This window comes from Clostridium sp. DL1XJH146 (assembly GCF_054819755.1).
Map to the genome: position 1 here is coordinate 1 of NZ_JBTVVN010000003.1, position 22,432 is coordinate 22,432.

The 22,432-nt window shown below is 28.8% G+C and carries 24 protein-coding genes; 7 read left to right on the forward strand and 17 right to left on the reverse strand.

Annotated elements, in window-relative coordinates; genetic code table 11:
- Positions 1 to 129: 129 nt before the first annotated feature.
- The 8 genes from ACVHXK_RS02385 to ACVHXK_RS02420 all read right to left on the reverse strand — a co-directional run bounded on the left by ACVHXK_RS02385 (position 130) and on the right by ACVHXK_RS02420 (position 6,895).
- The gene (locus ACVHXK_RS02385; protein WP_461204753.1) at positions 130 to 780 is read right to left on the reverse strand and encodes a response regulator transcription factor; all 651 of its coding nucleotides are present in this window, start codon (positions 778 to 780) and stop codon (positions 130 to 132) included.
- A 95-nt stretch (positions 781 to 875) separates the two neighbouring features.
- A complete protein-coding gene (locus ACVHXK_RS02390; RefSeq protein WP_461204754.1) occupies positions 876 to 2,066 on the reverse strand; it encodes a sensor histidine kinase in 1,191 nt (396 codons plus the stop codon).
- 10 nt (positions 2,067 to 2,076) lie between these two features.
- Positions 2,077 to 2,973, reverse strand: a complete 897-nt coding sequence (locus ACVHXK_RS02395) for a sensor histidine kinase (RefSeq protein ID WP_461204755.1) — start codon at positions 2,971 to 2,973, stop codon at positions 2,077 to 2,079.
- A gap of 240 nt (positions 2,974 to 3,213) precedes the next feature.
- Positions 3,214 to 4,113: an ABC transporter permease subunit gene (locus ACVHXK_RS02400; protein ID WP_461204756.1), complete on the reverse strand. Its 900-nt coding sequence runs from the start codon at positions 4,111 to 4,113 to the stop codon at positions 3,214 to 3,216.
- Complete coding sequence (locus ACVHXK_RS02405) at positions 4,106 to 5,029, reverse strand: ATP-binding cassette domain-containing protein (protein ID WP_461204757.1); 924 nt, start codon at positions 5,027 to 5,029, stop codon at positions 4,106 to 4,108. The genes ACVHXK_RS02400 and ACVHXK_RS02405 overlap by 8 nt, the downstream gene beginning before the upstream one ends.
- Before the next feature lie 90 nt (positions 5,030 to 5,119).
- On the reverse strand, positions 5,120 to 5,809 hold the full coding sequence (locus tag ACVHXK_RS02410; RefSeq protein ID WP_461204758.1) for a response regulator transcription factor: 690 nt from the start codon (positions 5,807 to 5,809) through the stop codon (positions 5,120 to 5,122).
- Positions 5,810 to 6,097: 288 nt separating this feature from the next.
- On the reverse strand, positions 6,098 to 6,502 hold the full coding sequence (locus ACVHXK_RS02415) for a GNAT family N-acetyltransferase (RefSeq protein WP_461204759.1): 405 nt from the start codon (positions 6,500 to 6,502) through the stop codon (positions 6,098 to 6,100).
- Between the two features lie 60 nt (positions 6,503 to 6,562).
- Positions 6,563 to 6,895, reverse strand: a complete 333-nt coding sequence (locus ACVHXK_RS02420; protein WP_461204760.1) for a winged helix-turn-helix transcriptional regulator — start codon at positions 6,893 to 6,895, stop codon at positions 6,563 to 6,565.
- A gap of 152 nt (positions 6,896 to 7,047) precedes the next feature.
- Here ACVHXK_RS02420 and ACVHXK_RS02425 point away from each other — a divergent pair, with 152 nt between their 5' ends.
- Entirely contained in the window at positions 7,048 to 7,536 is a 489-nt protein-coding gene (locus tag ACVHXK_RS02425; protein ID WP_461204761.1) for a lactoylglutathione lyase family protein, read from the forward strand.
- Between the two features lie 78 nt (positions 7,537 to 7,614).
- On the opposite strand, the gene ACVHXK_RS02430 is transcribed toward ACVHXK_RS02425, so the two are convergent.
- On the reverse strand, positions 7,615 to 8,157 hold the full coding sequence (locus ACVHXK_RS02430; protein WP_461204762.1) for a phosphatase PAP2 family protein: 543 nt from the start codon (positions 8,155 to 8,157) through the stop codon (positions 7,615 to 7,617).
- Positions 8,158 to 8,346: 189 nt separating this feature from the next.
- On the opposite strand from ACVHXK_RS02430, the gene ACVHXK_RS02435 reads away from it, so the two are divergent.
- A complete protein-coding gene (locus tag ACVHXK_RS02435) occupies positions 8,347 to 9,141 on the forward strand; it encodes a 3'-5' exonuclease (protein ID WP_461204763.1) in 795 nt (264 codons plus the stop codon).
- Here ACVHXK_RS02435 and ACVHXK_RS02440 read toward each other — a convergent pair.
- From ACVHXK_RS02440 to ACVHXK_RS02450, 3 genes are all read right to left on the reverse strand, one after another.
- On the reverse strand, positions 9,133 to 9,894 hold the full coding sequence (locus tag ACVHXK_RS02440; RefSeq protein ID WP_461204764.1) for a DeoR/GlpR family DNA-binding transcription regulator: 762 nt from the start codon (positions 9,892 to 9,894) through the stop codon (positions 9,133 to 9,135). The genes ACVHXK_RS02435 and ACVHXK_RS02440 overlap by 9 nt on opposite strands.
- A gap of 86 nt (positions 9,895 to 9,980) precedes the next feature.
- The gene (locus ACVHXK_RS02445) at positions 9,981 to 10,880 is read right to left on the reverse strand and encodes a Cof-type HAD-IIB family hydrolase (protein ID WP_461204765.1); all 900 of its coding nucleotides are present in this window, start codon (positions 10,878 to 10,880) and stop codon (positions 9,981 to 9,983) included.
- A gap of 1 nt (position 10,881) precedes the next feature.
- A complete protein-coding gene (locus ACVHXK_RS02450) occupies positions 10,882 to 11,361 on the reverse strand; it encodes a heme-degrading domain-containing protein (RefSeq protein ID WP_461204766.1) in 480 nt (159 codons plus the stop codon).
- Positions 11,362 to 11,535: 174 nt separating this feature from the next.
- On the opposite strand from ACVHXK_RS02450, the gene ACVHXK_RS02455 reads away from it, so the two are divergent.
- From ACVHXK_RS02455 to fsa, 4 genes are read left to right on the forward strand one after another with little or no spacing between them, the layout of a single operon-like run.
- Complete coding sequence (locus tag ACVHXK_RS02455; protein WP_461204767.1) at positions 11,536 to 13,836, forward strand: formate C-acetyltransferase; 2,301 nt, start codon at positions 11,536 to 11,538, stop codon at positions 13,834 to 13,836.
- A gap of 35 nt (positions 13,837 to 13,871) precedes the next feature.
- On the forward strand, positions 13,872 to 14,696 hold the full coding sequence (locus ACVHXK_RS02460; RefSeq protein WP_461204768.1) for a [formate-C-acetyltransferase]-activating enzyme: 825 nt from the start codon (positions 13,872 to 13,874) through the stop codon (positions 14,694 to 14,696).
- Between the two features lie 27 nt (positions 14,697 to 14,723).
- Positions 14,724 to 15,593: an SDR family oxidoreductase gene (locus ACVHXK_RS02465; RefSeq protein ID WP_461204769.1), complete on the forward strand. Its 870-nt coding sequence runs from the start codon at positions 14,724 to 14,726 to the stop codon at positions 15,591 to 15,593.
- A gap of 56 nt (positions 15,594 to 15,649) precedes the next feature.
- On the forward strand, positions 15,650 to 16,330 hold the full coding sequence (fsa, locus tag ACVHXK_RS02470; protein ID WP_461204770.1) for a fructose-6-phosphate aldolase: 681 nt from the start codon (positions 15,650 to 15,652) through the stop codon (positions 16,328 to 16,330).
- 326 nt (positions 16,331 to 16,656) lie between these two features.
- On the opposite strand, the gene ACVHXK_RS02475 is transcribed toward fsa, so the two are convergent.
- From ACVHXK_RS02475 to ACVHXK_RS02495, 5 genes are all read right to left on the reverse strand, one after another.
- The gene (locus tag ACVHXK_RS02475) at positions 16,657 to 17,700 is read right to left on the reverse strand and encodes a Gfo/Idh/MocA family protein (protein WP_461204771.1); all 1,044 of its coding nucleotides are present in this window, start codon (positions 17,698 to 17,700) and stop codon (positions 16,657 to 16,659) included.
- Between the two features lie 187 nt (positions 17,701 to 17,887).
- Entirely contained in the window at positions 17,888 to 18,205 is a 318-nt protein-coding gene (locus ACVHXK_RS02480) for a PTS fructose-like transporter subunit IIB (protein WP_461204772.1), read from the reverse strand.
- Between the two features lie 32 nt (positions 18,206 to 18,237).
- Entirely contained in the window at positions 18,238 to 19,305 is a 1,068-nt protein-coding gene (locus ACVHXK_RS02485; RefSeq protein ID WP_461204773.1) for a PTS fructose transporter subunit EIIC, read from the reverse strand.
- Between the two features lie 110 nt (positions 19,306 to 19,415).
- Positions 19,416 to 19,853: a PTS sugar transporter subunit IIA gene (locus ACVHXK_RS02490; protein WP_461204774.1), complete on the reverse strand. Its 438-nt coding sequence runs from the start codon at positions 19,851 to 19,853 to the stop codon at positions 19,416 to 19,418.
- On the reverse strand, positions 19,846 to 21,906 hold the full coding sequence (locus ACVHXK_RS02495; RefSeq protein ID WP_461204895.1) for a BglG family transcription antiterminator: 2,061 nt from the start codon (positions 21,904 to 21,906) through the stop codon (positions 19,846 to 19,848). The genes ACVHXK_RS02490 and ACVHXK_RS02495 overlap by 8 nt, the downstream gene beginning before the upstream one ends.
- Positions 21,907 to 22,132: 226 nt before the next feature.
- On the opposite strand from ACVHXK_RS02495, the gene ACVHXK_RS02500 reads away from it, so the two are divergent.
- On the forward strand, positions 22,133 to 22,399 hold the full coding sequence (locus tag ACVHXK_RS02500; protein ID WP_461204775.1) for a hypothetical protein: 267 nt from the start codon (positions 22,133 to 22,135) through the stop codon (positions 22,397 to 22,399).
- Positions 22,400 to 22,432 lie beyond the last annotated feature (33 nt).

The window sequence follows — 22,432 nt, forward strand, 5'->3', positions numbered from 1 at the left end:
TTAGTTACAAGGCTTCTTGGCAATTACCTCGACTGAACTTTCATCAGTTAGTATGGTCCAGCTTAGCTGGACGCACTGCATTGTGCATTGTGCATTGTGCATTGTGCATTGTGCATTGTGCATTGTGCATTATAAATTAAGTGCCTTCTTTATCTTCATAGCAGCTGCCATTCTATCTGAGGTTCCAAGTTTTGAGTATATGGTGCTTATATAATTTTTCACTGTTCCTATTGATATAAATAAAGATGAAGCTATTTGCTTGTTTGTAAAACCTAGTGCTAACATTTTAGCTATTTCTATTTCTCTTTCCGAAAAATCCTCTAAATTTTTCTTATCATCTACACTTACTACTGAATTTTTAGATAATTTTTTAGCTATTTTGATAGCAACTTCTGATGGCAACATAAATGCTCCCTTATGAGCATCTTTTATAGCTTTTATAAGCGCATCTCCTTCAATATCTTTTAATAGATACCCAGTTGCTCCATTAGATAGTGCATCTACAATATAATCATCTTCATTAAATGTAGTCAATATTAATATAACGATACTCGGAAATTGACTTTTAATAATTTTTGTAGCCTCTACGCCATCCACTCCCGGCATTCTTATATCCATAAGTACTACATCTGGCTTATTATTTTTGCAAAATTCTATAGCTTCTAACCCATTTTTGCTTGTTCCCACAACTTCCATATTGTCTTCTAGTTCAATAATAGTTTTAAGTCCATCTCTCATTAAAGTTTGATCATCAACAATTAGCACTTTTATCAATTCCATTTAGCACCTCTGCCTTTTAATTTCAACACTTATTTATCAATTTTACAACTCTAAAACATTCCATGAAATTTTTTCATAATCCTATTAATCCTCATTCAATCCTTTGTCTGCAAAGGTAAAGTTATATAAATACCAAAGCCTTCTCCTTCTTTTGAATCTACAATAAATTCACCATTTATCTCATCTACTCTATTTTTCATAGCTCTAAGACCAAATCCCGGTGAAACCACAGTAGAACCTGTTCCATTATCCTCAAGAGAAAAGTGAAGCTTATCTTTTTCTATATATAATTTAAATAAAAAAGCAGTACTTTTCCCATGACGAATACCATTGGATATCCCTTCCATAAGTGAAGAAAAAATAACTTTCTGTACTTTTTTATTAATATTCAAATTATTATCTATATGACTTTTTATAACAACTTCAGAGTGTTTTTCAGTACTTTCAATAAAAGCTTTTAATGAATCATAAAAATCTAAAACTTCTTCGCCTTTTTCTAAAACTCTTACTGAACTTCTTATATCATTTAATCCTTTTCGAACTTGTCCTTGAGCTAAATTTAATTTTTCTAAGGCTCTTTCCTTATCCTTATTCATAAGTCTCTTTGAAGCTTCTAATTCTACAAGTACAGTAGTTAAAGTATGTCCTACCGTATCATGAATTTCAGCTGCAATCTTATTTCTTTCTCTAAGTGCCGTTATATTCTCTACTCTACTATATGCTTCTTTTAAATTTTTATATATAATATCTTTTTCAAGATTTTTAATTGTAATATCTTTTAAAGATTCATCTATTATCCTATTCTGCTTAAACAAATAATTTATCAAAGAAAATATAATATAAACAGTTAAATATACTAAGAATATTGCAAACATACTTATTATAAAAGTAGAACTATCCCTCTTAAAATTAGAGCACAAAATAATACATGAAATAAAATATACACTCGTAGTAACTAATAAAGATGCTTTTCTTTTTAAATTCAAAGCTACATCTTCAACTATAGTACATAAAACTATGAAAGATAGAAAATAAACATCATATTTCTGAAGAAGCAAAGTTACTAGTATTTCTGCCACATAAGTACTAAAAATAATCTTAGTAAAAACTACTTTTATATTATTATAAATAAAATAAGTTTTTAAAGTATACAAAGACAATAAAATTAGATATAAAAACATAATTACTACTGAATGTTTAATGTTAAGTAAAGCACTTATAATCATTATCATTGTTAATACAGCATAATTTATTACTAAAATTATATTTCTAATTTTATTTTCCATAAGCCATCCTTTATCTTATTATCCAAGTTATTTTAACAGTTATCATTCCATCAATTAGTTTTGCATCAATTTTATTTCCTAATCTTTCAACTAATGTTTTTACTATGTATAAACCAAGTCCTGTATTTTCATCATTTCTTGTAGGATTTTTAGTGTAAAAACTATTAAAAATCAATTCAATATCCTTATCATTCAAATTTGGAGCAGCATTAGTAAATTCAGAAGTAATACCATTTTTATCTTTTCTAAGACTGATAAACACTTCTTTTTCCCCATGCTTTAGTATATTATTTATTAAATTTGAGAATATCCTTGATACTGCATTTTCATCGCTTATTATATTAGGAATATCTTCTTCAATATTTATAACAGGATTTATATTATTGTCTTGAAATTCATTATAAAAAATTACAATACTTTCTGAAAGGATTTCCCTTAAATTAAGAGATTTCAAATCAAATTTTTCTTCATCTAATTCTATTCTAGATAAATCATAAAAATTGTGTATCAATGCTTGTAGTACTTCAGTTCGTTTTGTTATAATTTCTAAATATTTATTTTTTTCATCAATTGTAACCCTTTCTTCTTTCAGAAGTTCCAAATATCCCATCATTGAAGTTAATGGAGTTCTTAAATCATGTGATATATTAGCTATTCTTTTTCTTAATTCTATTTCTTTATTAATTACTTCAATATTCTTTTTATTACATAACTCATATGAATTATTAATATTAATCACTAATTCTTCTAATTCTTTATCCAAAGTCTTCATTCTAATTGTAGTAAAATCTCCATCACACCATTTTATTTGGTTAGAAACATATTTTATATCTCTCTTAATCAAAATAATATAGGCAAGTAAAATAACCATAATTATTATTAATATTGAAAAAATTAACCATACCATTTTACCCACCCCTTTCTTTCTTTTAAAACAAGTGTGCAGTTTGCAGAGTTTAATTTGCAGTGAAAACCTTAAACCCTTAAAATCCAGAGTTCTTTAACCCACTTCACCATACAAAATGTGTAAAACGATTTTCCCCTTACATCAAATATTTTTATCTAATCAAAGATTTTCTGACTGCAAGGAAGAAAATTCTCCTCAATTGTGCATTGTAAATTGTGCATTGTGCATTATTCATTATCTCTACTTAATATCTTGTTTATTAAATATACTTATTCCAGCTATCAAACTTATTATTATTGTAATAAGTGAAATTGTTATTGCTTTTATTATATCATTATTTGTACTATATGCGGCAGTAGCTAATGCATAATTATAAGATACTGTACTTTCAAATATTTTATCAAACCAAGTATATCTTCCATACAAGAAAGCAATAACTGTTGGTAATAATACAAATATGCTTATCCCTATTCCTATAGTTGCCCCACTACTCTTTAATATAGATGCTAAAAGCATCATAAGTGAAATCATAGCCATAACTACAATAAGTGCTGTTCCAAATATCTTAACGATATAAATAAATTCATAGAAATCAAATGCTCCTCCCCATGGAAAAACAAGGGAACTTAAGATTAAATTAGAAAACACCGTTATCCCTAGCAATATTACTGCTCCAATTGAAGACGCTAAGAATTTAGATAAATAATAGTCTCTTCGTTTTTTTCCATAAGCTAGCATATTTTTAATAGTGCCAGAGGAGTACTCTTTTGCAACTAAAGCTGCTATTAATATTGTGAGTAATATTTCTATAGTTCCTTGCCCAAATCCTGAATGAAAAGATTCCTTTGCTTTTGGATTGAAAATATCTTTTACTTGTGCAGTACTTCCAATTCTTCCTGGTGTAATTATTGTAGTATCCTCAGTAGTTCCAACTTCAGTAGCAAGCTTTAACTGCTCAATTGCTACATCTTTTTCTTCTTCCGACATATTGCTTAAGCTACTTCTAATAAAGTCCTCTGAAGATACCAATTTAGTCATTCCAAAATTTAAAATTCCAAATCCTAAAGCAATTATGCATAAAATTATAAATGCTCTATTTCTAAATAACTTATATATTTCAGCTCTTAATAATCTAAGCATTTTTTTCACCCCCAATAGCACTAATAAAGTACTCTTCTAAATTCTGACCTTTAAGTAAAATCTTCTCTACCTGTAACCCACTTGCAGATAATATACTATTTATTTTGCCAGCACTATCTAAGTGACTATATACTTTAATTGTGTTATTAGGAAATACTTCATACTCAGATATATTCAGTTCTTGCTCTAATATTGTTACTGCTTTTTTTGTATCATTTAAATTTATTTCTATATACTGTCTACACTTTTCTTTTAATTCTTTTTCAGAGAATTCCTCTATCAACTTTCCATCATTTAATATCCCATATGTCGTTGCAAGTTCAGATAGCTCTCCTAATATATGACTTGATATAAGGATTGTAACTTGTTTTTCTTTATTTATATTCTTCAAAATTTCTCTTATCTCAACTATGCTCATAGGATCAAGTCCATTTATAGGTTCATCTAATATAAGAAATTCTGGATTTCCAAGTAGTGCATTGGCAAGTCCAAGACGTTGTCTCATACCTAATGAAAAGTTTTTAGCTTTTTTATTACCTGTATTCTTCAATCCTACCAACTCTAAAACCTCTTCAATGCACTCTTTTCCTACAATATTTCTAACTAATCTCGATACTTCTAAATTTTCTCTAGCAGTCATACTTCCATAAACCGCTGGTGACTCAATTAAGCTTCCAATAAGTACTCTCTTCTCATCTAGATTTTTAATGCCATTTTTCCCGAATAATTCTATATCTCCTTTTGTCTTTCCTATAAGTCCTGTAATCAACCTAAATAGCGTAGTTTTACCTGCACCATTTTGTCCTATAAGACCATAAATATCACCTTTCTTAATATTAATATTCACATTGTTGCAAGCATAAGTATTTTTATACTTTTTAGATAAATTAATAGTTTTTAAAACTTCTTCACTCATAATTTTCCTCCTCAAACTTATTTGCTTAATTACATAGTATAATCAAACTTATAAGTTACCTTAAAATAAATATTAAGAAAGTATAAAGATTTATTTTTTCAGCTTAAATCCTATTCCCCAAACCGTTTCAATATATTCTGTTTTTTCTGATTTTGCCAATTTGGACCTCAGATTACTAATATGGACATTTACTGTTTTTTCATCTCCTAAAAAATCATCCTTCCATACATTTTGAAATATATTCGCTCTACTAAAGACTTTATTAGGATTTCTCATTAAGAGTTCTAATATTGAAAACTCTCTAAAAGTTAAAGTTATTACTACCCCATTTACAGTAACTTGTTTTCCTTCTGAATCTAAAACAATATTTTTATATTTTAATATACTATCTTTAGCTTTTAGAGTTGAATATTCCATATATCTTCGCAGTTGTGCTGATACTCTAGCTAAAACCTCATCAATAGTAAAAGGCTTGCTTATAAAATCATCTGCTCCTAACTTCAATACATTAACTTTATCTTCTTTAGAAGTTTTTGCTGATATCACAATTATAGGCATAACTTTTGTTTTCCTTATTTCCTTTATTAAATCTTCGCCCTTGATACTAGGAATCATTAAATCCAGTAAAACTATATGATAGTCATATTGTTCTAAACACATTTTTGCTTCCGACCCTGAATAAGCTTGTCTTACATTGTAACCTTCTCTAGATAATATTTTAAATAATAGATTATTTATATCCGTATCATCTTCCACTACCAAAACATCAATATTTTTCATGCAACAATCACCATCTTATCTAATATTTTAATCATCCCTCATATTATTCTTTCACTAAATTATACCAATATTTCTATTATGTTTCTATGTTACAAAATCAGAAATCAATAATAGTTCAAGTAATTTTATAAGTAATATAAAATATTTATTACTAAATTTAGAATCCCACTCATAATAAATAAACACTCAAACAGATAATTATGCTCATTTTAGTTTTACACATATAAAAAAGAAGCGTAGATATTTTCATGTGAAAACATCTACGCTCCTTTTTTTGCAGCATTTTTTTTATAAACTTTTCTCCATAACAATATATTGTATACCCGCTTTAACAAATCGTTTTTCAGTTTCTTTTAACCCAAACTTTTCATAAAACCCAGTTTTATCTATTCTTGCATTACACCATATTATTTTTGCTTCTAGTTTTCTTGCCTCTTCTAAGGAATAATTGAGCAATTTACTCCCATAACCTTGCCCTTGTTTTTCTAATAAAGTTGCAAATTTACGAAACTGTACTTTTTCATTATCAATAAAAAGAGATATTACTGACATTAAATTATTTGCTTCATAAAGACCAAAATGTATTCCTTCAGTATCATTTTTTAGTTTAATAAATTCGACATCCTTTTGGGGCCACATTACTTTATGCCTTATTTGCCAAGTATCTTCTGCATTTATCTTTCGTATTTCCATTTTAGCCCTCCTTATTTAGAACAATTATATCTATTTAAATATATTCGTAGTGTAATTTAATTAATTTTCTTTCCCCCATTTATGCATCATTTGTAATATCGGCATTACAGTATGCCCTTTCTCCTTCAAAGAATATTCTACCTTAGGAGGCATTTCATTATACTGTTTCCTATTAATTAATCCTTCTTGCTCTAACTCCTTAAGTTGCTGACTCAACATCTTATGTGTTATTCCAGGCATAAGTCTTTTTAACTCACTATATCTAAGAGTGCCATCTTCTCCTAGATGCCATAATATTACTGGTTTCCACTTTCCACCTATAATTGTTAAAGTATATTCTATTGAACATTTCAATTTTCCATTTTCATCTACCTGTGATTTAACTTTCTTCATCTTAATCCTCCTATACTTTCTTTTTAGATAGTATATTACAAAAAAGTGCATTCTTATATTTCAAATTATATTGGTATATACTAAGGTAGTCAAGATTAATAAAACAAATCTATGACTTAAAAATTTGTTTCTATAAAAAAGGAGGATTTACAATGTATCCAAGATCATTTTCTCATATAGGACTTTCAGTTCCTAACATAGAAGAAGCAGTGAAATTTTACACAGAGGTATTTGGTTGGTATGTAATAATGGCACCTAGTGAAATCAAAAAAGATGATAGTGCTATAGGAATAATGTGCAATGATGTCTTTGGTGAAAACTGGGAAACCTTTAAAATCGCACACCTCTCTACTGGAGATAAAATTGGTGTAGAAATATTCGAATTTCCTAATAACGAAAAACCAGAAAACAATTTTGAATATTGGAAAACTAGTTTATTCCACTTCTCTATTCAAGATCCTAATATAGAAGAATTAGTTGAAAAAATAGTTAAGCATGGTGGAAAACAAAGAATGCCTATTAGAGAATACTATCCAGGTGAAAAACCATTTAAAATGTGTTATGTAGAAGATCCATTTGGAAATATCTTCGAAATATATAGCCACAGCTATGAAATGACTTATTCTGCTGGCGCATATTAAGTATATTTTTTCAAAATTTCATAAAAAGTTTTATAAACATAGAAACAAGGCACTTTTATTTATAAAAGCGCCTTGTTTCTATGTTTGCAATTCCCTTGTAGTTCTATTAAAAACTTTACGTATTATCCAGGCACAAACAAGCCCTAGTATAATTCCTCCTATAATATCTGAAGGATAATGAACAAATAAATACAATCTAGAAAAAGCTATCAATATTGCTAGTATCCAAAGTGCACTTCGATATTTCTTGAATTCACCCGCTAAAATTCCCGCCACTGCAAATGATGATGCTGTGTGTCCAGACGGAAATGAATATAAAGAAGGTGCCTCTATTATTAACTTAAAAACTGGATATGTAATAAATGGCCGTGCACGTTGCACAATATTTTTGATTATCAGTTCTCCCAAAACTGCTGATAAAATCAATGCTGCTAGACCCATAAGACCTGCTCTTCGATATTTCTTGTTCAAAATTAAACAAAATAATATTACAATCCATATTGCTCCTTTATTACCTAATGTGGTAACTAAAATCATTAATTTATCTAAAAAAATATTACCACTAAAATTTTTAATAAACCCGAGCACTTGCAGATCAATACTTTGTATTATATCAACCATCTTATTATCTCCTCTACTATTAGAAAAACTATATTACAAAATCATATTGTAGTTCATTTGATGGTATCATTTTTTATTCAAGATGACAATACTCATATATTTGTTTATAATATAGTAAGACAATAAAATAAATATTTTTATTAAAAAATAAATTTTAGACTTTGTAGCCAACTGTTGGGAGCAAATACAATGAATTATATAATATTTGATTTAGAGTATAATCAAGATTTTAGATCCAAAAAAGAAAAATCTATTACCGAACCTTATAAAATCTGCTTTGAAATTATTCAGATTGGGGCTATTAAACTAGATGAAGATTTTAAGACAATCTCAAATTTCAATAGATTAATAAAACCTGAAATATATCCTGAATTACACCCTTTTATAAAAAAGCTTACAGGTATTACAGCAAACCAACTATCTACTGCACCTAGTTTTAACCAAGCTTATGAAGCTTTCATACAGTTTATTGGGGATAAAGAAAGTGTTTTATGCGTTTGGGGATTATCCGATATAAAAGAATTATATAGAAATGTAAAATATCATAAATTAGATACAGAACTATTATCTAAAAAATATATTAATATTCAATCACCAGCATCTAAATATCTTAATTGCCCCAAAGGAACAAGTATCGGTCTTAGCAATGCTGTAGAATTATTAAATATATCAATCAAAGAAAACTTCCACGATGCTTTTAATGATGCTTACTACACAGGAGAAGTTTTTAAAAAAATGTCTAATATCCCTAATATAAATATCAAAATTAAGACTTACGACCATAACAATACTTTAAAACGTTCTAGGCAGGGTAACAAAAAAACAACTGTTGATACTTATAGCCTAATAAAGCAATTTGAAAAAATGTATAATAGAGAAATAACCGACGAGGAAAAATCAATTATCAAACTTGCTTATACTATGGGGAAAACAGGTCAATTTACAATTGAGGAAAAACCAACAACTAATAAACCTTTAAATTAATTCAATATCTAATTCATTTAAACTTATTTGAATATCTTTATCTACTTCTTCATCAACAATAATTCCATCAATATCATAAATCTCTGCAAATTTATATGTACCATCAATATAGAATTTTTTGCTTTCCATAACTAAATAAACCTTTTTCCCTGCATTTATTATCGCTGCCTTTGTATTGCCATCTTCCATCTGGAAAGTTGTAATGCTTTTATCAAACATATCAACACCACAACTACCAATGAAAGCTTTATCAACCTTAAACTTTTCAATACGTTCAATAGCTGACGAACCTACAAATCCATTTAGTTCATTATTAAATACTCCCCCAGTACAAATTACCGTTACACTAGAATTATTAGAAAATGAATTCACTATATCAAACATATTTGTTATAATTGTAACTTTTTTATTACTTCCATCAATAAGTTTAGCTAAAAGTATATTTGTAGTAGAAATATCTAAAAATATATTATCCATATCTTCTATAAGGTTAAACGCCTTTTGAGCTATTTTTTGTTTTGCATCTAAATTTAAGTTTTTTCTAGAAACTATAGGGTTTTCATGTGCAGAATTGCGGTTAAGTACTGCACCACCATAAGTTCTCTTAATTAGGCCTTTTTTCTCTAAATTTTTCAAATCTTTTCTTATACAATCTTCAGTAACATCAAATTCTTTGCTAAGATTTTTTACAACAATCTTTCCTTCTTTATTTAAATTTTCTAAAATTTTATCTACTCTTTCTTCTGCAAACATATTTTCACCTAACCTTAAAAATAATTATTACCAATTTATTATAACAAATAATCTATATAGAATGCTTGTAAAAACACAAAATACTATTAATTTAATATAAATTCGTCTATGACATGAGCCACCCCATCATTCTCATTGTCATATGTTATATAATCAGCTATTGCTTTTATTTCTTCAAACGCATTGTCCATAGCAATTCCTAGTCCTGCATATTCGATCATATGTTTATCATTTCCAGAATCACCTATGCAAATAACTTCTTCCCGTCTTATATGAAATTTATCTGCAATTACTTTAACTCCCATCCCCTTGTTAGCCTCTTTACTTAACACCTCAACAGTATAAGGAGATGTTTTTAATAATGTATAATTATCAAAAATATTATCAGGTAATTTACTCAAATCATCAAATAGATTCTTTTTAAATCTATCATTATTTCTAATATAAATATCACTATTTTTTTCATCTTCTCCTACATTTTCAAATAACTTTACAATAGAATCTTTTACAGATAAATCTTCATTAATGAAAGTTACTTTAGTTATATTAGAATTATCATTAATATTATCCAATTCTACTAATCTTGTTGGCAAATTATTTGCTTTAGAATCATAATAACTGAAAAAACTATCTTCTAAAATTAATAATTCTCTATCTGTAAACATATTAAATTTTATATCTATTTCCTTTGCAATCTTTTGAAATACTCTAATATCTTCTACTGAAAAAGTATTGCATTTTAACACATCACTCCTGGTGTTATTTAAAACATAAGCTCCGGAACAAGTCGCTGAATAATGATCATCCCTCATTAATTCTAGCTCTTTTAAATACTTTTCAATCCCTTGATGAGCCCTACCTGTACATAGCACTATTTTAACACCCATATCTCTAGCTTTACCTATAGCAACAATATTCCTTTTAGATATTTCTTTATTATTATTTAATAATGTACCATCCATATCTACTGCCAATAATTTATACATTTTAAATTTCCCCTTTATTTAAATATTGGTATAAAGCTTCAACAATTATATTATGATCTTCTATCTGCTTCATACCTGATACTGTTATAGTACCAATTATACCTACTCCCTCTATATTAACAGGAAATCCACCACCAAATACAGCATATTCTTTTGAATCAATTAAATATTTTTCCTCAATAGTTTTCTTCTCCAATTTAAGCTTTGTCCCCATATACAAAGAACTTTTGCCAAACCTTTTAACAACATTATTTTTCCTAATAATCCATAAATCATTATCAGGGACTGTTCCCTCCATAGCATAATGGAAAACTTGCAGGTCGCCTTTCCTAATATCTACAGAAATTGATTTCTTCATCTTTTTTACTTTTTCAATTATTAGAAGTCCAACTTCCATAGCCATCTCATTAGTGAATTTTTTAAATTTTAATTCTTCCTCTTGTTTTTGCAATTCTTCTAAATTATATTCCATTTTTATCATATATTCCTCCATAAATATTTTATTTTAAAAGTTTTAATTTACTATAAATTTGTATTGATTTTTTATTGTTTTAATTATACAATAATATTAAACAATAAACAATGATAACAAACAATAATAAATTGTATTCATCTTCATTTACTATTTCTAACCAAATTCAAAGGAGGAATATTTATGTTATTTCCAAGGGTAGAAAAATTAAAAACCCAACTATTTAAAAACAAAAGAGAAATTTCTATAGAAAGAGCTCTCTTGTATACTGAAAGTTATAAAAATACTGAAGGACTTCCATCCATAATAAGAAGAGCCAAAGCTACTGAAAATATTTTAGATAAAGTAGAAATTTCAATACGCGACGGAGAACTAATCGCAGGAAATAGAACAGTAAAACCTAGAAGTGGTATAGTCTCTCCTGAAATGGACCCTTATTGGATTTATGATGAATTAGATACTATGGAAACTAGACCTCAAGACCCTTTCATATTTACAGAGAACGATAAAAAAATTTACAAAAACGTACTTTTACCTTACTGGAAAGATAAATCTATGAAGGATTTTATCAACAATAAATTAACTGAAGATGCTAAAATCTATGTAGATAAGAAAATAATAAAATTAAATCAAACTGATAAAGGTCAAGGACATATTATACCCGATTTCCAGAAAATATTAGAATATGGGTTAGATGGATTACTTAAAAAAGTTGAAAGTTCACAATCTATAGAACCAAACAATCTTTTCTTTGAAGCTTCTAAAATAACTTTACTAGCCTCTAAGAGACATATACTAAGGTATTCAGTATTAGCTTCATCCCTAGCAGAAAAAGAACAAGATAAAACAAGAAAAAATGAATTGCTTAAAATTTCAAATATAGCTAATAAAATTTCAAGTAAAGCACCCGAATCATTTTACGAGGCTTGTCAGCTTCTTTGGTTTATGTGCATTATACTTCAGTATGAATCAAATGCAAGTTCTATATCTTTAGGAAGATTTGATAAATATATGTACCCTTTCTACAAAAAAGATAAAGATAATGGTGTTGATGAAGAATACTTAAAAGAAATTTTAGAATGTCTATGGATTAAAACAAACGATGTCGTTCTTGTTCGTAGTAGCCATAGTGCAGAATTTTTTGCCGGTTTCCCTACAGGATATACAATAACTTTAGGTGGTTTAACAAGCAATGGTCGTTCTTCCATTAATGAGCTATCTTACATTATACTTAAAAGTTACCACGATATAATGTTACCTCAACCTAATTTAGGTGTAAGATTAAATGAATTAATAGAAAAACCATTTTTAAATCTTACTGCAGAAACTATAAGACTAGGTACCGGCATACCTCAAATTTTCAATGATGAAGTTGTCGTACCAGCTTTTCTAAATAGAGGTGTTTCCATAGAAGATTCAAGAGATTATTCTGTAGTTGGTTGTGTAGAACTTTCTATTCCTGGTAAAACATATGGGCTCCATGATATTGCCTTATTCAACCTCCTAAAAGTTATGGAAATAACCCTTCTAGAAAATAAAAATAATGAATCAATAACTTTTAACGAAATTATAGATAAAATAAAATCAAACATAAAAAATTATGTTAAATATATGGTAGAAGGCTCTAATATAGTTGATATCGGCCATAAAGAATTTGCTCCGGTACCTCTCCTATCAACATTGATAACTAATTGTATAGAAACAGGTAAAGATATAACATCTGGCGGTGCTAAATATAACTTCTCTGGAGTACAAGGTATAGGAATTGCAAATCTAAGCGATTCACTGTATGCACTCAAAAAAATTGTCTTTGAAGAAAAAAGATTATCTTTTAAAGAATTAATAGATATATTAGACAGCGATTTTAATGGTACTGAAGGCGAAAAACTCAGAATTAGATTAATTAATAAATTCGATAAATATGGTAATGACAATGATGAAGTTGACTTCTTGAGCTCTGATATTTTAAGAGTCTATTCAAAAGAAGTTGAAAAATATAGAAATCCAAGGGGTGGAGTATTCACACCAGGAGCTTACACTGTTTCTGCACACATTCCTTTAGGTGGAGCTGTTGGAGCTACTGCTGATGGGAGAAAATCTGGAGACCAACTAGCTGACGGTGGTCTATCCCCTATGGTTGGCAAAGATATTTTAGGCCCTACAGCAGTTTTAAAAAGTGTAAGTAAATTAGATTCTTACCTTTTAACTAACGGAAGTTTATTAAATGTAAAATTCACTCCTTCTACTTTAGAAGGAAATGAAGGAATAAAAAAATTCTCAGACTTTCTAATGGCTTTTATGAAGTTAAAAATACAGCATGTGCAATTTAACGTAGTTTCTGTAGAAACTTTAAGAGATGCACAAGCTAATCCTGATAAATATAAAGGTTTGGTTGTAAGAGTAGCTGGATATAGTGCCTTTTTCACTGAGCTAAGCAAAAAAATCCAAGATGATATAATTCATAGAACAGAGCACGCTCTCTAATTTATATCTTTATTTTAAAAATCGGAGGTGAATTAATGAAAGGTTTAATACTCAACATTCAAAGGTATTCTGTTCATGACGGTGGTGGAATTAGAACAATAGTATTCTTTAAAGGATGCCCCCTGCATTGCCCTTGGTGCTCTAATCCAGAATCTCAAAGTTTTGAGATTGAGATTGGTAAATTACAAAACAAATGCATACATTGTAAAAAATGTAGTTTCTCTGAAAGTGAATGTCCCTCTGGTGCTATTGTGCACTTCGGAAATTATATGAAAATTGAAGATGTTATAAAAGAAATCCTAAAAGATGAAATTTTCTATCGCACCTCTGGTGGAGGGGTAACCTTATCTGGTGGCGAAGTATTATCCCAAGCTAATTTTGCACTAGCGCTACTAAAAGAATTGAAAGCGCTTAACATAAATACAGCTATAGAAACTTGTGGCCAAGGCAATCTGGAAAAACTATTAGAAATTGCTGAATATACAGATTTGATTTTGTTTGATTTAAAGATTATGGATTATGAAAAAGCTAAAAATTTTATAGGTGCAAATCAAAGCTCCATATTAACTAATTTTGAGGCCCTTGTGCATAATGGATATAATGTTATTCCTAGAATACCTCTTATACCCAATTATACAATGGATGAAAAAAACATATTAAGAATAATTAAATTCTTAAAAGGCCTTAATATAAAAGAAGTCCATATACTTCCCTTTCATCAATTAGGTAGTGGAAAGTATAAAACAATAAATAAAGTCTACACTATGGAAAATGTTGAAATTTCTAATGAAGAAGAAATTAACAACATAAAATACAAATTTGAATTAGAAGGTTTTAAAATTGTTGTAGGTGGATTATAATATAAATTTAATGAAGAGGTGAATACTGTGAAAAAAAAATTATTATTAACTGGTGGACAAGGATTTTTCTGCACAAGACTTGCTGAAAGATACAAAAATGATTTTGAGATTTTATCAACAGACAAAGATGATTTAGACATTACAGATGGGTATAAAGTTCTTAAAGCTATGGAAGAATTTAAACCTGACTATGTTATCCACGCTGCTGCCATTGCCGTTACTGATTTTTGTAATAAACACCCTGAAATTGCTCACAAAATCAATGTAGATGGTGCTATCAATGTAGCCAAAGCTTGTAAATCTGTAGGCGCTAAAATGGTGTTCATCAGTTCTGAACAAGTATTTAACGGAAATACTGAATCTGGCCCATTCGATGAAAATCATACACCAGTGCCAAACACTGTTTATGGTGAAAACAAACTTGAAGCAGAAGGTTTATTAAAAGAAATACTAGATGAATTATGGATTTTAAGATATACTTGGCTATTTGGTTTCCCAGAAAGAAATATGAATATAAATCCAAACATTTTATGGAATACACTTCAAATCGCCCTTAAAGGGGAAAAAACTAAAGTAACTGACAATGAATATAGAGGTTTAACATATGTCCACGAACTAATAGATCAATACCCTAAAATATTCGAAATCCCTTACGGAACATATCATGTTGGTAGTAAAAATGATTTAAGTAGATATGAAATAACATGCCATATACTTAAAGAATTAGGGCTTGAAAATAAAGTTGATTTGCTTGTTGAAAAGGATACAGAAAAATATAAAACTAACCCAAGAGATGTTCGCTTAAACTGTGAAAAATTAAGTAATTTAGGTTTTAAGTTTTCTGAATCAAAAGATGGGTTAACAAAATGTATTAATGAGTTTAAGTTTAAATTTTAATTATTGATGAAATTAAATTTCTATAAAAAAACTTAATATAAAAAGGAGAATTTAAAATGCAATATTTATTAGATACTGCTGATTTAGAAAAAATTAAAAGAGCTTATGAAATCTTTCCAATGAGTGGTGTAACTACAAACCCTACTATTGTGTCAAAAGGTGAAAAAGGCTTTCTTAAAATGCTAAGAAACATAAGAAAAATTATAGGTAATGACTCAATGTTACATGTTCAAGTACTAGGTTCTAATGCAGAACAAATGGTAAAAGAAGCAGAATACTTAAATGACTGTATTGGTGGAAATCTTTATGTTAAGATCCCTGTTACTGCCGAGGGCGTCAAGGCAATAAAAATCCTAAAGAAAAAAAATATAAAAATAACTGCCACAGCTGTAATCACCCCTCAACAAGCATTAATTGCTGCTCTTGCTGGTGCTGAATATGTAGCCCCATACGTTAATAGAATTGATAATATCAGTGGTGATGGTATAAACGTCGTATCCGAGATAGTCCAATTATTTGAAAATTATTCTCTTGATTCTAAAGTTCTAGCTGCTTCATTCAAAAATGTACAACAAGTTCACTCAATAGCTCTATGTGGCTCACACTCTGCAACTATCAATCCTGAAATAATGGATAAACTAATAGAACATCCATTAACTGATTGGAGTATCGACCAGTTTATCTCTGATTGGGAAAAAGTTTACGGAGAAGGAACAACTACTTTAGACGTAGAATAATAAATTAAAAAGTTTATTACTCTATACTAATTTGCACAATGTTAAAAGCCTGAAAAAACAGCAAAATGATATCTCATTTTTATTATGAGATATCATTTTTAATATAAGGTAATTTTTCAAAATTCTCTGATATTTATTTTATTAGTTGAGTATGTTTTAAAAAATTATTGATATGGATTTATAAAGGACTAAATTAAAAAAATTAGTTAATAAGTCCCCATAAAGTACCCGATTAAGTTCTTATTAGTTTAAAGATTTTGCGCAGCAAAATCATCCTTAATTGTGCATTGTGCATTGTGCATTGTGCATTTCATCATATCTATCTATTAATCATTAAAATAAGCTTCTTTAATTAATTTCTGACAACTAAGCGCATCGTCAAAACCAGCCCCTATATTATCATCTATACCAAAAACCTTATTTGCCATACCTATAAGTGACGCTGTATGGCAACTTTGAAAATACCCAAGCGAATTTCTTCTTTCAGGATAATATTTTAATAATTCATCTCCTTTACCAACAGATTTAATCATAGTAATATTCTTTTCGTAAAGGAAAATATTTATATCATAAGCATTAGAAAATTCCACACTTATACTCCCTTTTGTTCCATAGACTACAAAAGAATCTGTATGCTCCCTTTCTGCAAATACTCTAGATACTTCTAAACTTCCATTAGCCCCATTTTTTAATATAATATCCAATTTTGCAATTTCATCTACTTCTGTTCTATCCTTAAAATATATTCTAGTATTTGCTTTTATCTTATTAATATCACCTAACGTATATTGAACACAATCTATAAGATGAACCCCTAAATCTAGCAAAGCACCTCCACCAGATTCTTTTTTAGTTCTCCAAGCCCCTTTTTTATTAGGATTTAAATAACTACTATGGTATGTTTTTATTTTGAAATCAATTATATCTCCAATTGTACCCTCTTCTATTTCCCTCTTTAATAAGTTTACTGCTGGAGAATATCTATACATAAGGGCTACCCTAGTTATTAAATTATTCTCATCTACAATTCTAGTCATAGAAAGAGCTTCCTCATAAATACTTGCTAATGGTTTTTCACAATAAACTGGTTTCTTATATTTAGCTGCTTGCTTAAGTATTTCTAAATGAGATTCATTCGGTGTACAAATATCAATAAAATCAATATCCGGATTACTTAAAACTTGCTCTAAATCCATACTATTCTCTACCCCACTAATGCCTTGGTCTATTGGTCTTCTAGTAATGATATGCGTAAGTTTCAATTTATAAGGTAAGTTAAATCTTATAGCCGCATCATAAGTAGCCATTGCATGTGTTTTAGCTATACCACCAAATCCTACAATTGCAAAATTCATCTCTTTCATAGTCATATGCACCTCTTTTATTTTTTGGATATGCTTAAAAAATTGTTTATATAGATTTATATCTAGTTATACTCATTAGATTTCAGCTCACAGTTCAAGGTCACAATAAACAATTGCTTTTGCTTTTGGTTTTACTCTAAAAGTAATAGAGCATCCAAACTGTCAGATGCTCTATTACTTTTAATTATATTTACTATTTTTTATTTTTCAAGTGAGCTTCAATCTTTTCAACAATCTGGTCAGCTTTTTTTACTAAATCACTAACGCCTACTTTTACTATAGGTTTACCGGCAAATCTCTCAGTCTCTTTTATACCGATATCTTTTGTTAACACTACAATATCTGCTGATTTAACATCTTCTGCTGTAAGCTTGTTTTCAATGCCAATTGATCCTTGCGTCTCAACTTTCACTTCAAAGCCTCTTAATTTTGCAGCTCTTTCAAGGGCTTCAGCAGACATATATGTGTGAGCTACTCCTGATGGACACGCTGTAACCGCTACTATCTTCATTAAAATTGCCTCCTATATAATTTATACTATTATTATTCAAAATCTAGTTTAACTTCATTATCCTCTTCTGTAATCTCATTTTCAAGCTTTTGTGGAACCGTTTTTTTAAGTAAATTAACCATTAAAGCTGTAACAACTGAACCAACTATAATTGCTAGTGTATATTTCAATCCACCAGTTACTGCAGGAAGAACTATTAATCCACCCCAAGCAACCATATTTTGTACTCCTAGTAAAGCTGCAGTAGCACCACCACATGCTGCACCAACCATAAGTGAAGGTATAACTCTAAGTGGGTCAGCAGCTGCAAAAGGAATTGCTCCTTCTGTAATACCTATACACCCCATAAGAATAGCTGCTTTACCAGCTTCTTTTTCTTCAGCAGTATACTTTTTAGAAGCTAATAGTGTAGCAATACCCATTCCTATTGGAGGAGTAGCAACACATACAGCGTTGATACCTGCTATCGCATATAATCCTTCAGAAACTGCCATGATAGTAAATGCGTATGCAACTTTATTAACTGGGCCACCCATATCAAATGCATTCATTAATCCCATAATAATTGCTAAAACAACTATACTTCCACCTTGCAAACCTTGAAGCCAAGCAGTTAATCCTGTTGTAATCCCTGCTATTGGAGCTCCAATAACCCATTTCATTAAACCTGCTGTTATAAAAGTACCTATGATTGGAATAACAAATATAGGCATAATCGATCTAAATGTATTAGGAACCTTTATCTTTTTAAGATAGTATACAACTATACCTGCAATAAATCCAGCAAAAATAGCACCAAAGAATCCTGCTCCCATTTCATTACCAACATATGCTGCTATAGCTGCCGGTGCAATACCCGATCTATCTGCTATAGAAAAAGCAATAAATGCCGCAAGAATAGGAATCATTAATGTGAAACCAGCTACCCCAATAAAGAACAAATCATTTAACATACCTTCTTCTGGAACTCCAGCTTGTCCTGTTAGTAACACAGATAATGCCAATAATATACCACCCGCTACTACAAAGGGAATCATGTAAGAAACACCTGTCATAAGATGCTGTCTTGAATTTTTAAATATATTTTTTAAATCATCCATTAATAATACCTCCGTTTAATAAATTTAGTATAGTAATAAAATAAAATAATTTAACTTTTTATTATTAAATTAGGTGCACCTAATCTAAGTACTTAATTTAAATATCTACCTTAAAAACATAACAAAGAATTAATCTCATCTATAGTGTTTGCATTCTTAATTCCATCTCTAAATTCTTCTCTCATAATACTTCTAGACAATTGCGCTAAAATTTTCAAATGCTCATCACCAGCTTGTTTATCAGAAACAGCAATGAGGAAAATATATTTACCCTCTTCTTCATCGCTCCATTTAACAGGATGCTTAAGTCTAGCAAAACCTACTGCTGCTGATTTTACAGCTTCGCATTTTCCGTGTGGTATACAGAAATCATATCCTACAGAAGTTGGAAACATAGCTTCTCTTTCGTGTACTTGTGCCAAAAATTCTTCTAAACAATTTAGTTTACCTTGTTTATTCATATTTTCTGCAAGTATTTCAATTGCTTCATCTTTGCATGAAGCTTCAATATCCATCATAATTAAATCCTTACTTATAAGTTTATCCATTTTTATGTCCTCCATTTTTAAATATCTCTATAATTTCCTGTTTGTCCCTAGATTTAATAATTTTATCTATTAAATCTTCATTACTTAATATTGAGTAGAAGTTTTTAAAAAACCTTCTAGTTATATCTACAACTCCAAATTTCAAACAAAGTATTAAAATTAAATTAAGCTGAGAACCCTTCCATTCAACTGCTTCTTTTGGCCTAACAATACATATCTTTGATTGTGCCACAAATTCCTCTATGGCATGAGGTATAGCAACGCCTCTTCCTATTACTGTTGATTCTATCATTTCTCTCTTAATAATATTTTCTGAAAAACCATCTTTTGCATAGCCATTTTCCACCATTATTTGTCCATACTTATATACTATATCTTCAAAATTATTGGAGTCTTCTTCCAAGAAAATAAAATTTTCATCAAAAATATCGCCTGGACTACTATCACTAATACCATTAATATATTTATCATTATTCTCATTGTAATTTTCACAGCTTTCACTAATACGGTCCTTGCTCACTCTATTTATTTTATTCTTTATTTTAATAACATCATAATCTGTTAAAATAGCACTAACATTAACCATTTTTGATATATTTTTAATATTTGGAATTGTAGATATAATTAAATCACTGTCTTCAATCAATTTCTCACTTAAATAATGATAAGGAATACAATGAATAATATTTAATTCAGTAAACCTATTTTGTAACTTGGTTCTTAACAATTGTGAAGTACCAACACCACTTGAACAAACTATAATTGTTTTTAACTTATTTTTTATTCTTTCATATGCACTAGCTATGTGTATAGAAATATATCCTATTTCATCCTCATTTATCAAAACACCTAAATGTTTTTCGAAAATACTGCTACAAGCCCATACTGCACCAAATATACTTGTGATTTCACTTTTAATCTTTTCTATAATAGGATTTCTAAGTCTAAGACCATTTTGGAGTCTTACAACAGTAGGCCTTAAGTGTAAAATAAGGGAATTAAATAAAATTTCATCTTCAGAAAAATCAACATTTAAAATACTACCAACTAACTGAATAATTTCACTAGCTATTTCAACATATATTTCATCTTCAACATCTGGAAATAACTCATTTACACTTATATTTTCATCTTGTTGGATTTTTGCTCCTAGCATATGCAAAGTAATATATGCTATTTCACTTTCAGGAAATTCAACTTTAAATTCTTCACTCAATTCATTTAATAACCATTTTGATATTTGAAACTCATATTTTTCCTTTAATCCTTTATAGAATTCTTTTTCCATCAAAATTTCATTATCATTCTTAACTCTTGATATAGCAATTGCTATATGAGTAATTAGATTTAAAAACGCTTGGTCTGTGAAATAATATCCTAATTTACTTTCGGCTATTTGGATTACCCCTTGTATTTTCAAAAGATCTATATCAGGAATCAAATGTTTTATTTTTTTATAATTGATGAAATCTATTCTATAATCAATATTCTCTCTTTCTTCTATTTCTTCATTAATGTTTATTAAACACTTTTCTTGAATTAAATCCATCATTGCACATCTATAATCTTTTTCACTACCTTCTATCCATAACCCTTGATTTTGTTTCCTAACTAAAGTTAACCCTCTTCCTTCTATCCATTTTTGGATAAAGGTTAAATCATTAGCAATAGTAGTGGGACTACAATATAATTCCTCTGCAAAAAGTTGGATTGTATAACTAAATTTGTTTTCAAACAATGTTCTTAAAATATAATTTCTTCTATACTCTGGACTATAGTTTTTAAAAATTTCTTCAGCTGAATACAGTTCATTTTTTAGTTTTTCCTTGTTTTCTTCATCTAGATTAATGTAGACGCCTACATTAGGTTTTTTTACTAGAATAATATCAAGTTTCTGCAGTTCTTCTTGAATTTGATTCAAGTAGCATCTAATAGTTTTGTCTGATTTGCCAACCATTTTAGCCAAATTTTTTACCGTTAACGGGGTTTGACTGTCAATTAAAATATTCAATAATTTTTCTTTAACAGCTTTTTTACTAGTAATTTTAATCACTTCCAATATTGGTTTTAATTACTTTTAACTTGTTTGTTATTTGTTTTTATTATTTCATCTGACTTTATGATAACATTTTCATTTCTTAATATCTAGTCATTATTACTCAATAATTTTACCGTAATAATGTGGAAATATAAAAAATTCTTATAATATTAAATTTAAAGCTAGCACATTACAGAGTACTTTTAGTTGATACCCAAAGTAACTTTATTAATGTTCTAGCTTGTATTTTATTAAAATAAAAAAATTTTTAACACCTATAAATACTTTATCAATACTTTCAATACAAGGCTTTTCACATGGAATAGTTAACATTTCTGGAATGGACAATTCTGTTGCTTTAATAAACATTGTAACATTCTTAAATATTTGTCTAGGATTAATAGTACAAACATATACATCTTCTATACAAGGTTCAATTTTAAATTTCCTATTTATCGGAGTATTTTCAGGAACTACTATAAATACTGAAAATGGAATATCAAAATGAGCAGCATGTTGATATTGTACTTTTTTAGCTGCA

Coding starts and splice junctions, on each gene's coding strand:
- ACVHXK_RS02385 (WP_461204753.1), bottom strand. CDS start 780: ATGGAATTGATAAAAGTGCTAATTGTTGATGATCAAACTTTAATGAGA.
- ACVHXK_RS02390 (WP_461204754.1), bottom strand. CDS start 2,066: ATGGAAAATAAAATTAGAAATATAATTTTAGTAATAAATTATGCTGTA.
- ACVHXK_RS02395 (WP_461204755.1), bottom strand. CDS start 2,973: ATGGTATGGTTAATTTTTTCAATATTAATAATAATTATGGTTATTTTA.
- ACVHXK_RS02400 (WP_461204756.1), bottom strand. CDS start 4,113: ATGCTTAGATTATTAAGAGCTGAAATATATAAGTTATTTAGAAATAGA.
- ACVHXK_RS02405 (WP_461204757.1), bottom strand. CDS start 5,029: ATGAGTGAAGAAGTTTTAAAAACTATTAATTTATCTAAAAAGTATAAA.
- ACVHXK_RS02410 (WP_461204758.1), bottom strand. CDS start 5,809: ATGAAAAATATTGATGTTTTGGTAGTGGAAGATGATACGGATATAAAT.
- ACVHXK_RS02415 (WP_461204759.1), bottom strand. CDS start 6,502: ATGGAAATACGAAAGATAAATGCAGAAGATACTTGGCAAATAAGGCAT.
- ACVHXK_RS02420 (WP_461204760.1), bottom strand. CDS start 6,895: ATGAAGAAAGTTAAATCACAGGTAGATGAAAATGGAAAATTGAAATGT.
- ACVHXK_RS02425 (WP_461204761.1), top strand. CDS start 7,048: ATGTATCCAAGATCATTTTCTCATATAGGACTTTCAGTTCCTAACATA.
- ACVHXK_RS02430 (WP_461204762.1), bottom strand. CDS start 8,157: ATGGTTGATATAATACAAAGTATTGATCTGCAAGTGCTCGGGTTTATT.
- ACVHXK_RS02435 (WP_461204763.1), top strand. CDS start 8,347: ATGAATTATATAATATTTGATTTAGAGTATAATCAAGATTTTAGATCC.
- ACVHXK_RS02440 (WP_461204764.1), bottom strand. CDS start 9,894: ATGTTTGCAGAAGAAAGAGTAGATAAAATTTTAGAAAATTTAAATAAA.
- ACVHXK_RS02445 (WP_461204765.1), bottom strand. CDS start 10,880: ATGTATAAATTATTGGCAGTAGATATGGATGGTACATTATTAAATAAT.
- ACVHXK_RS02450 (WP_461204766.1), bottom strand. CDS start 11,361: ATGATAAAAATGGAATATAATTTAGAAGAATTGCAAAAACAAGAGGAA.
- ACVHXK_RS02455 (WP_461204767.1), top strand. CDS start 11,536: ATGTTATTTCCAAGGGTAGAAAAATTAAAAACCCAACTATTTAAAAAC.
- ACVHXK_RS02460 (WP_461204768.1), top strand. CDS start 13,872: ATGAAAGGTTTAATACTCAACATTCAAAGGTATTCTGTTCATGACGGT.
- fsa (WP_461204770.1), top strand. CDS start 15,650: ATGCAATATTTATTAGATACTGCTGATTTAGAAAAAATTAAAAGAGCT.
- ACVHXK_RS02475 (WP_461204771.1), bottom strand. CDS start 17,700: ATGACTATGAAAGAGATGAATTTTGCAATTGTAGGATTTGGTGGTATA.
- ACVHXK_RS02480 (WP_461204772.1), bottom strand. CDS start 18,205: ATGAAGATAGTAGCGGTTACAGCGTGTCCATCAGGAGTAGCTCACACA.
- ACVHXK_RS02485 (WP_461204773.1), bottom strand. CDS start 19,305: ATGGATGATTTAAAAAATATATTTAAAAATTCAAGACAGCATCTTATG.
- ACVHXK_RS02490 (WP_461204774.1), bottom strand. CDS start 19,853: ATGGATAAACTTATAAGTAAGGATTTAATTATGATGGATATTGAAGCT.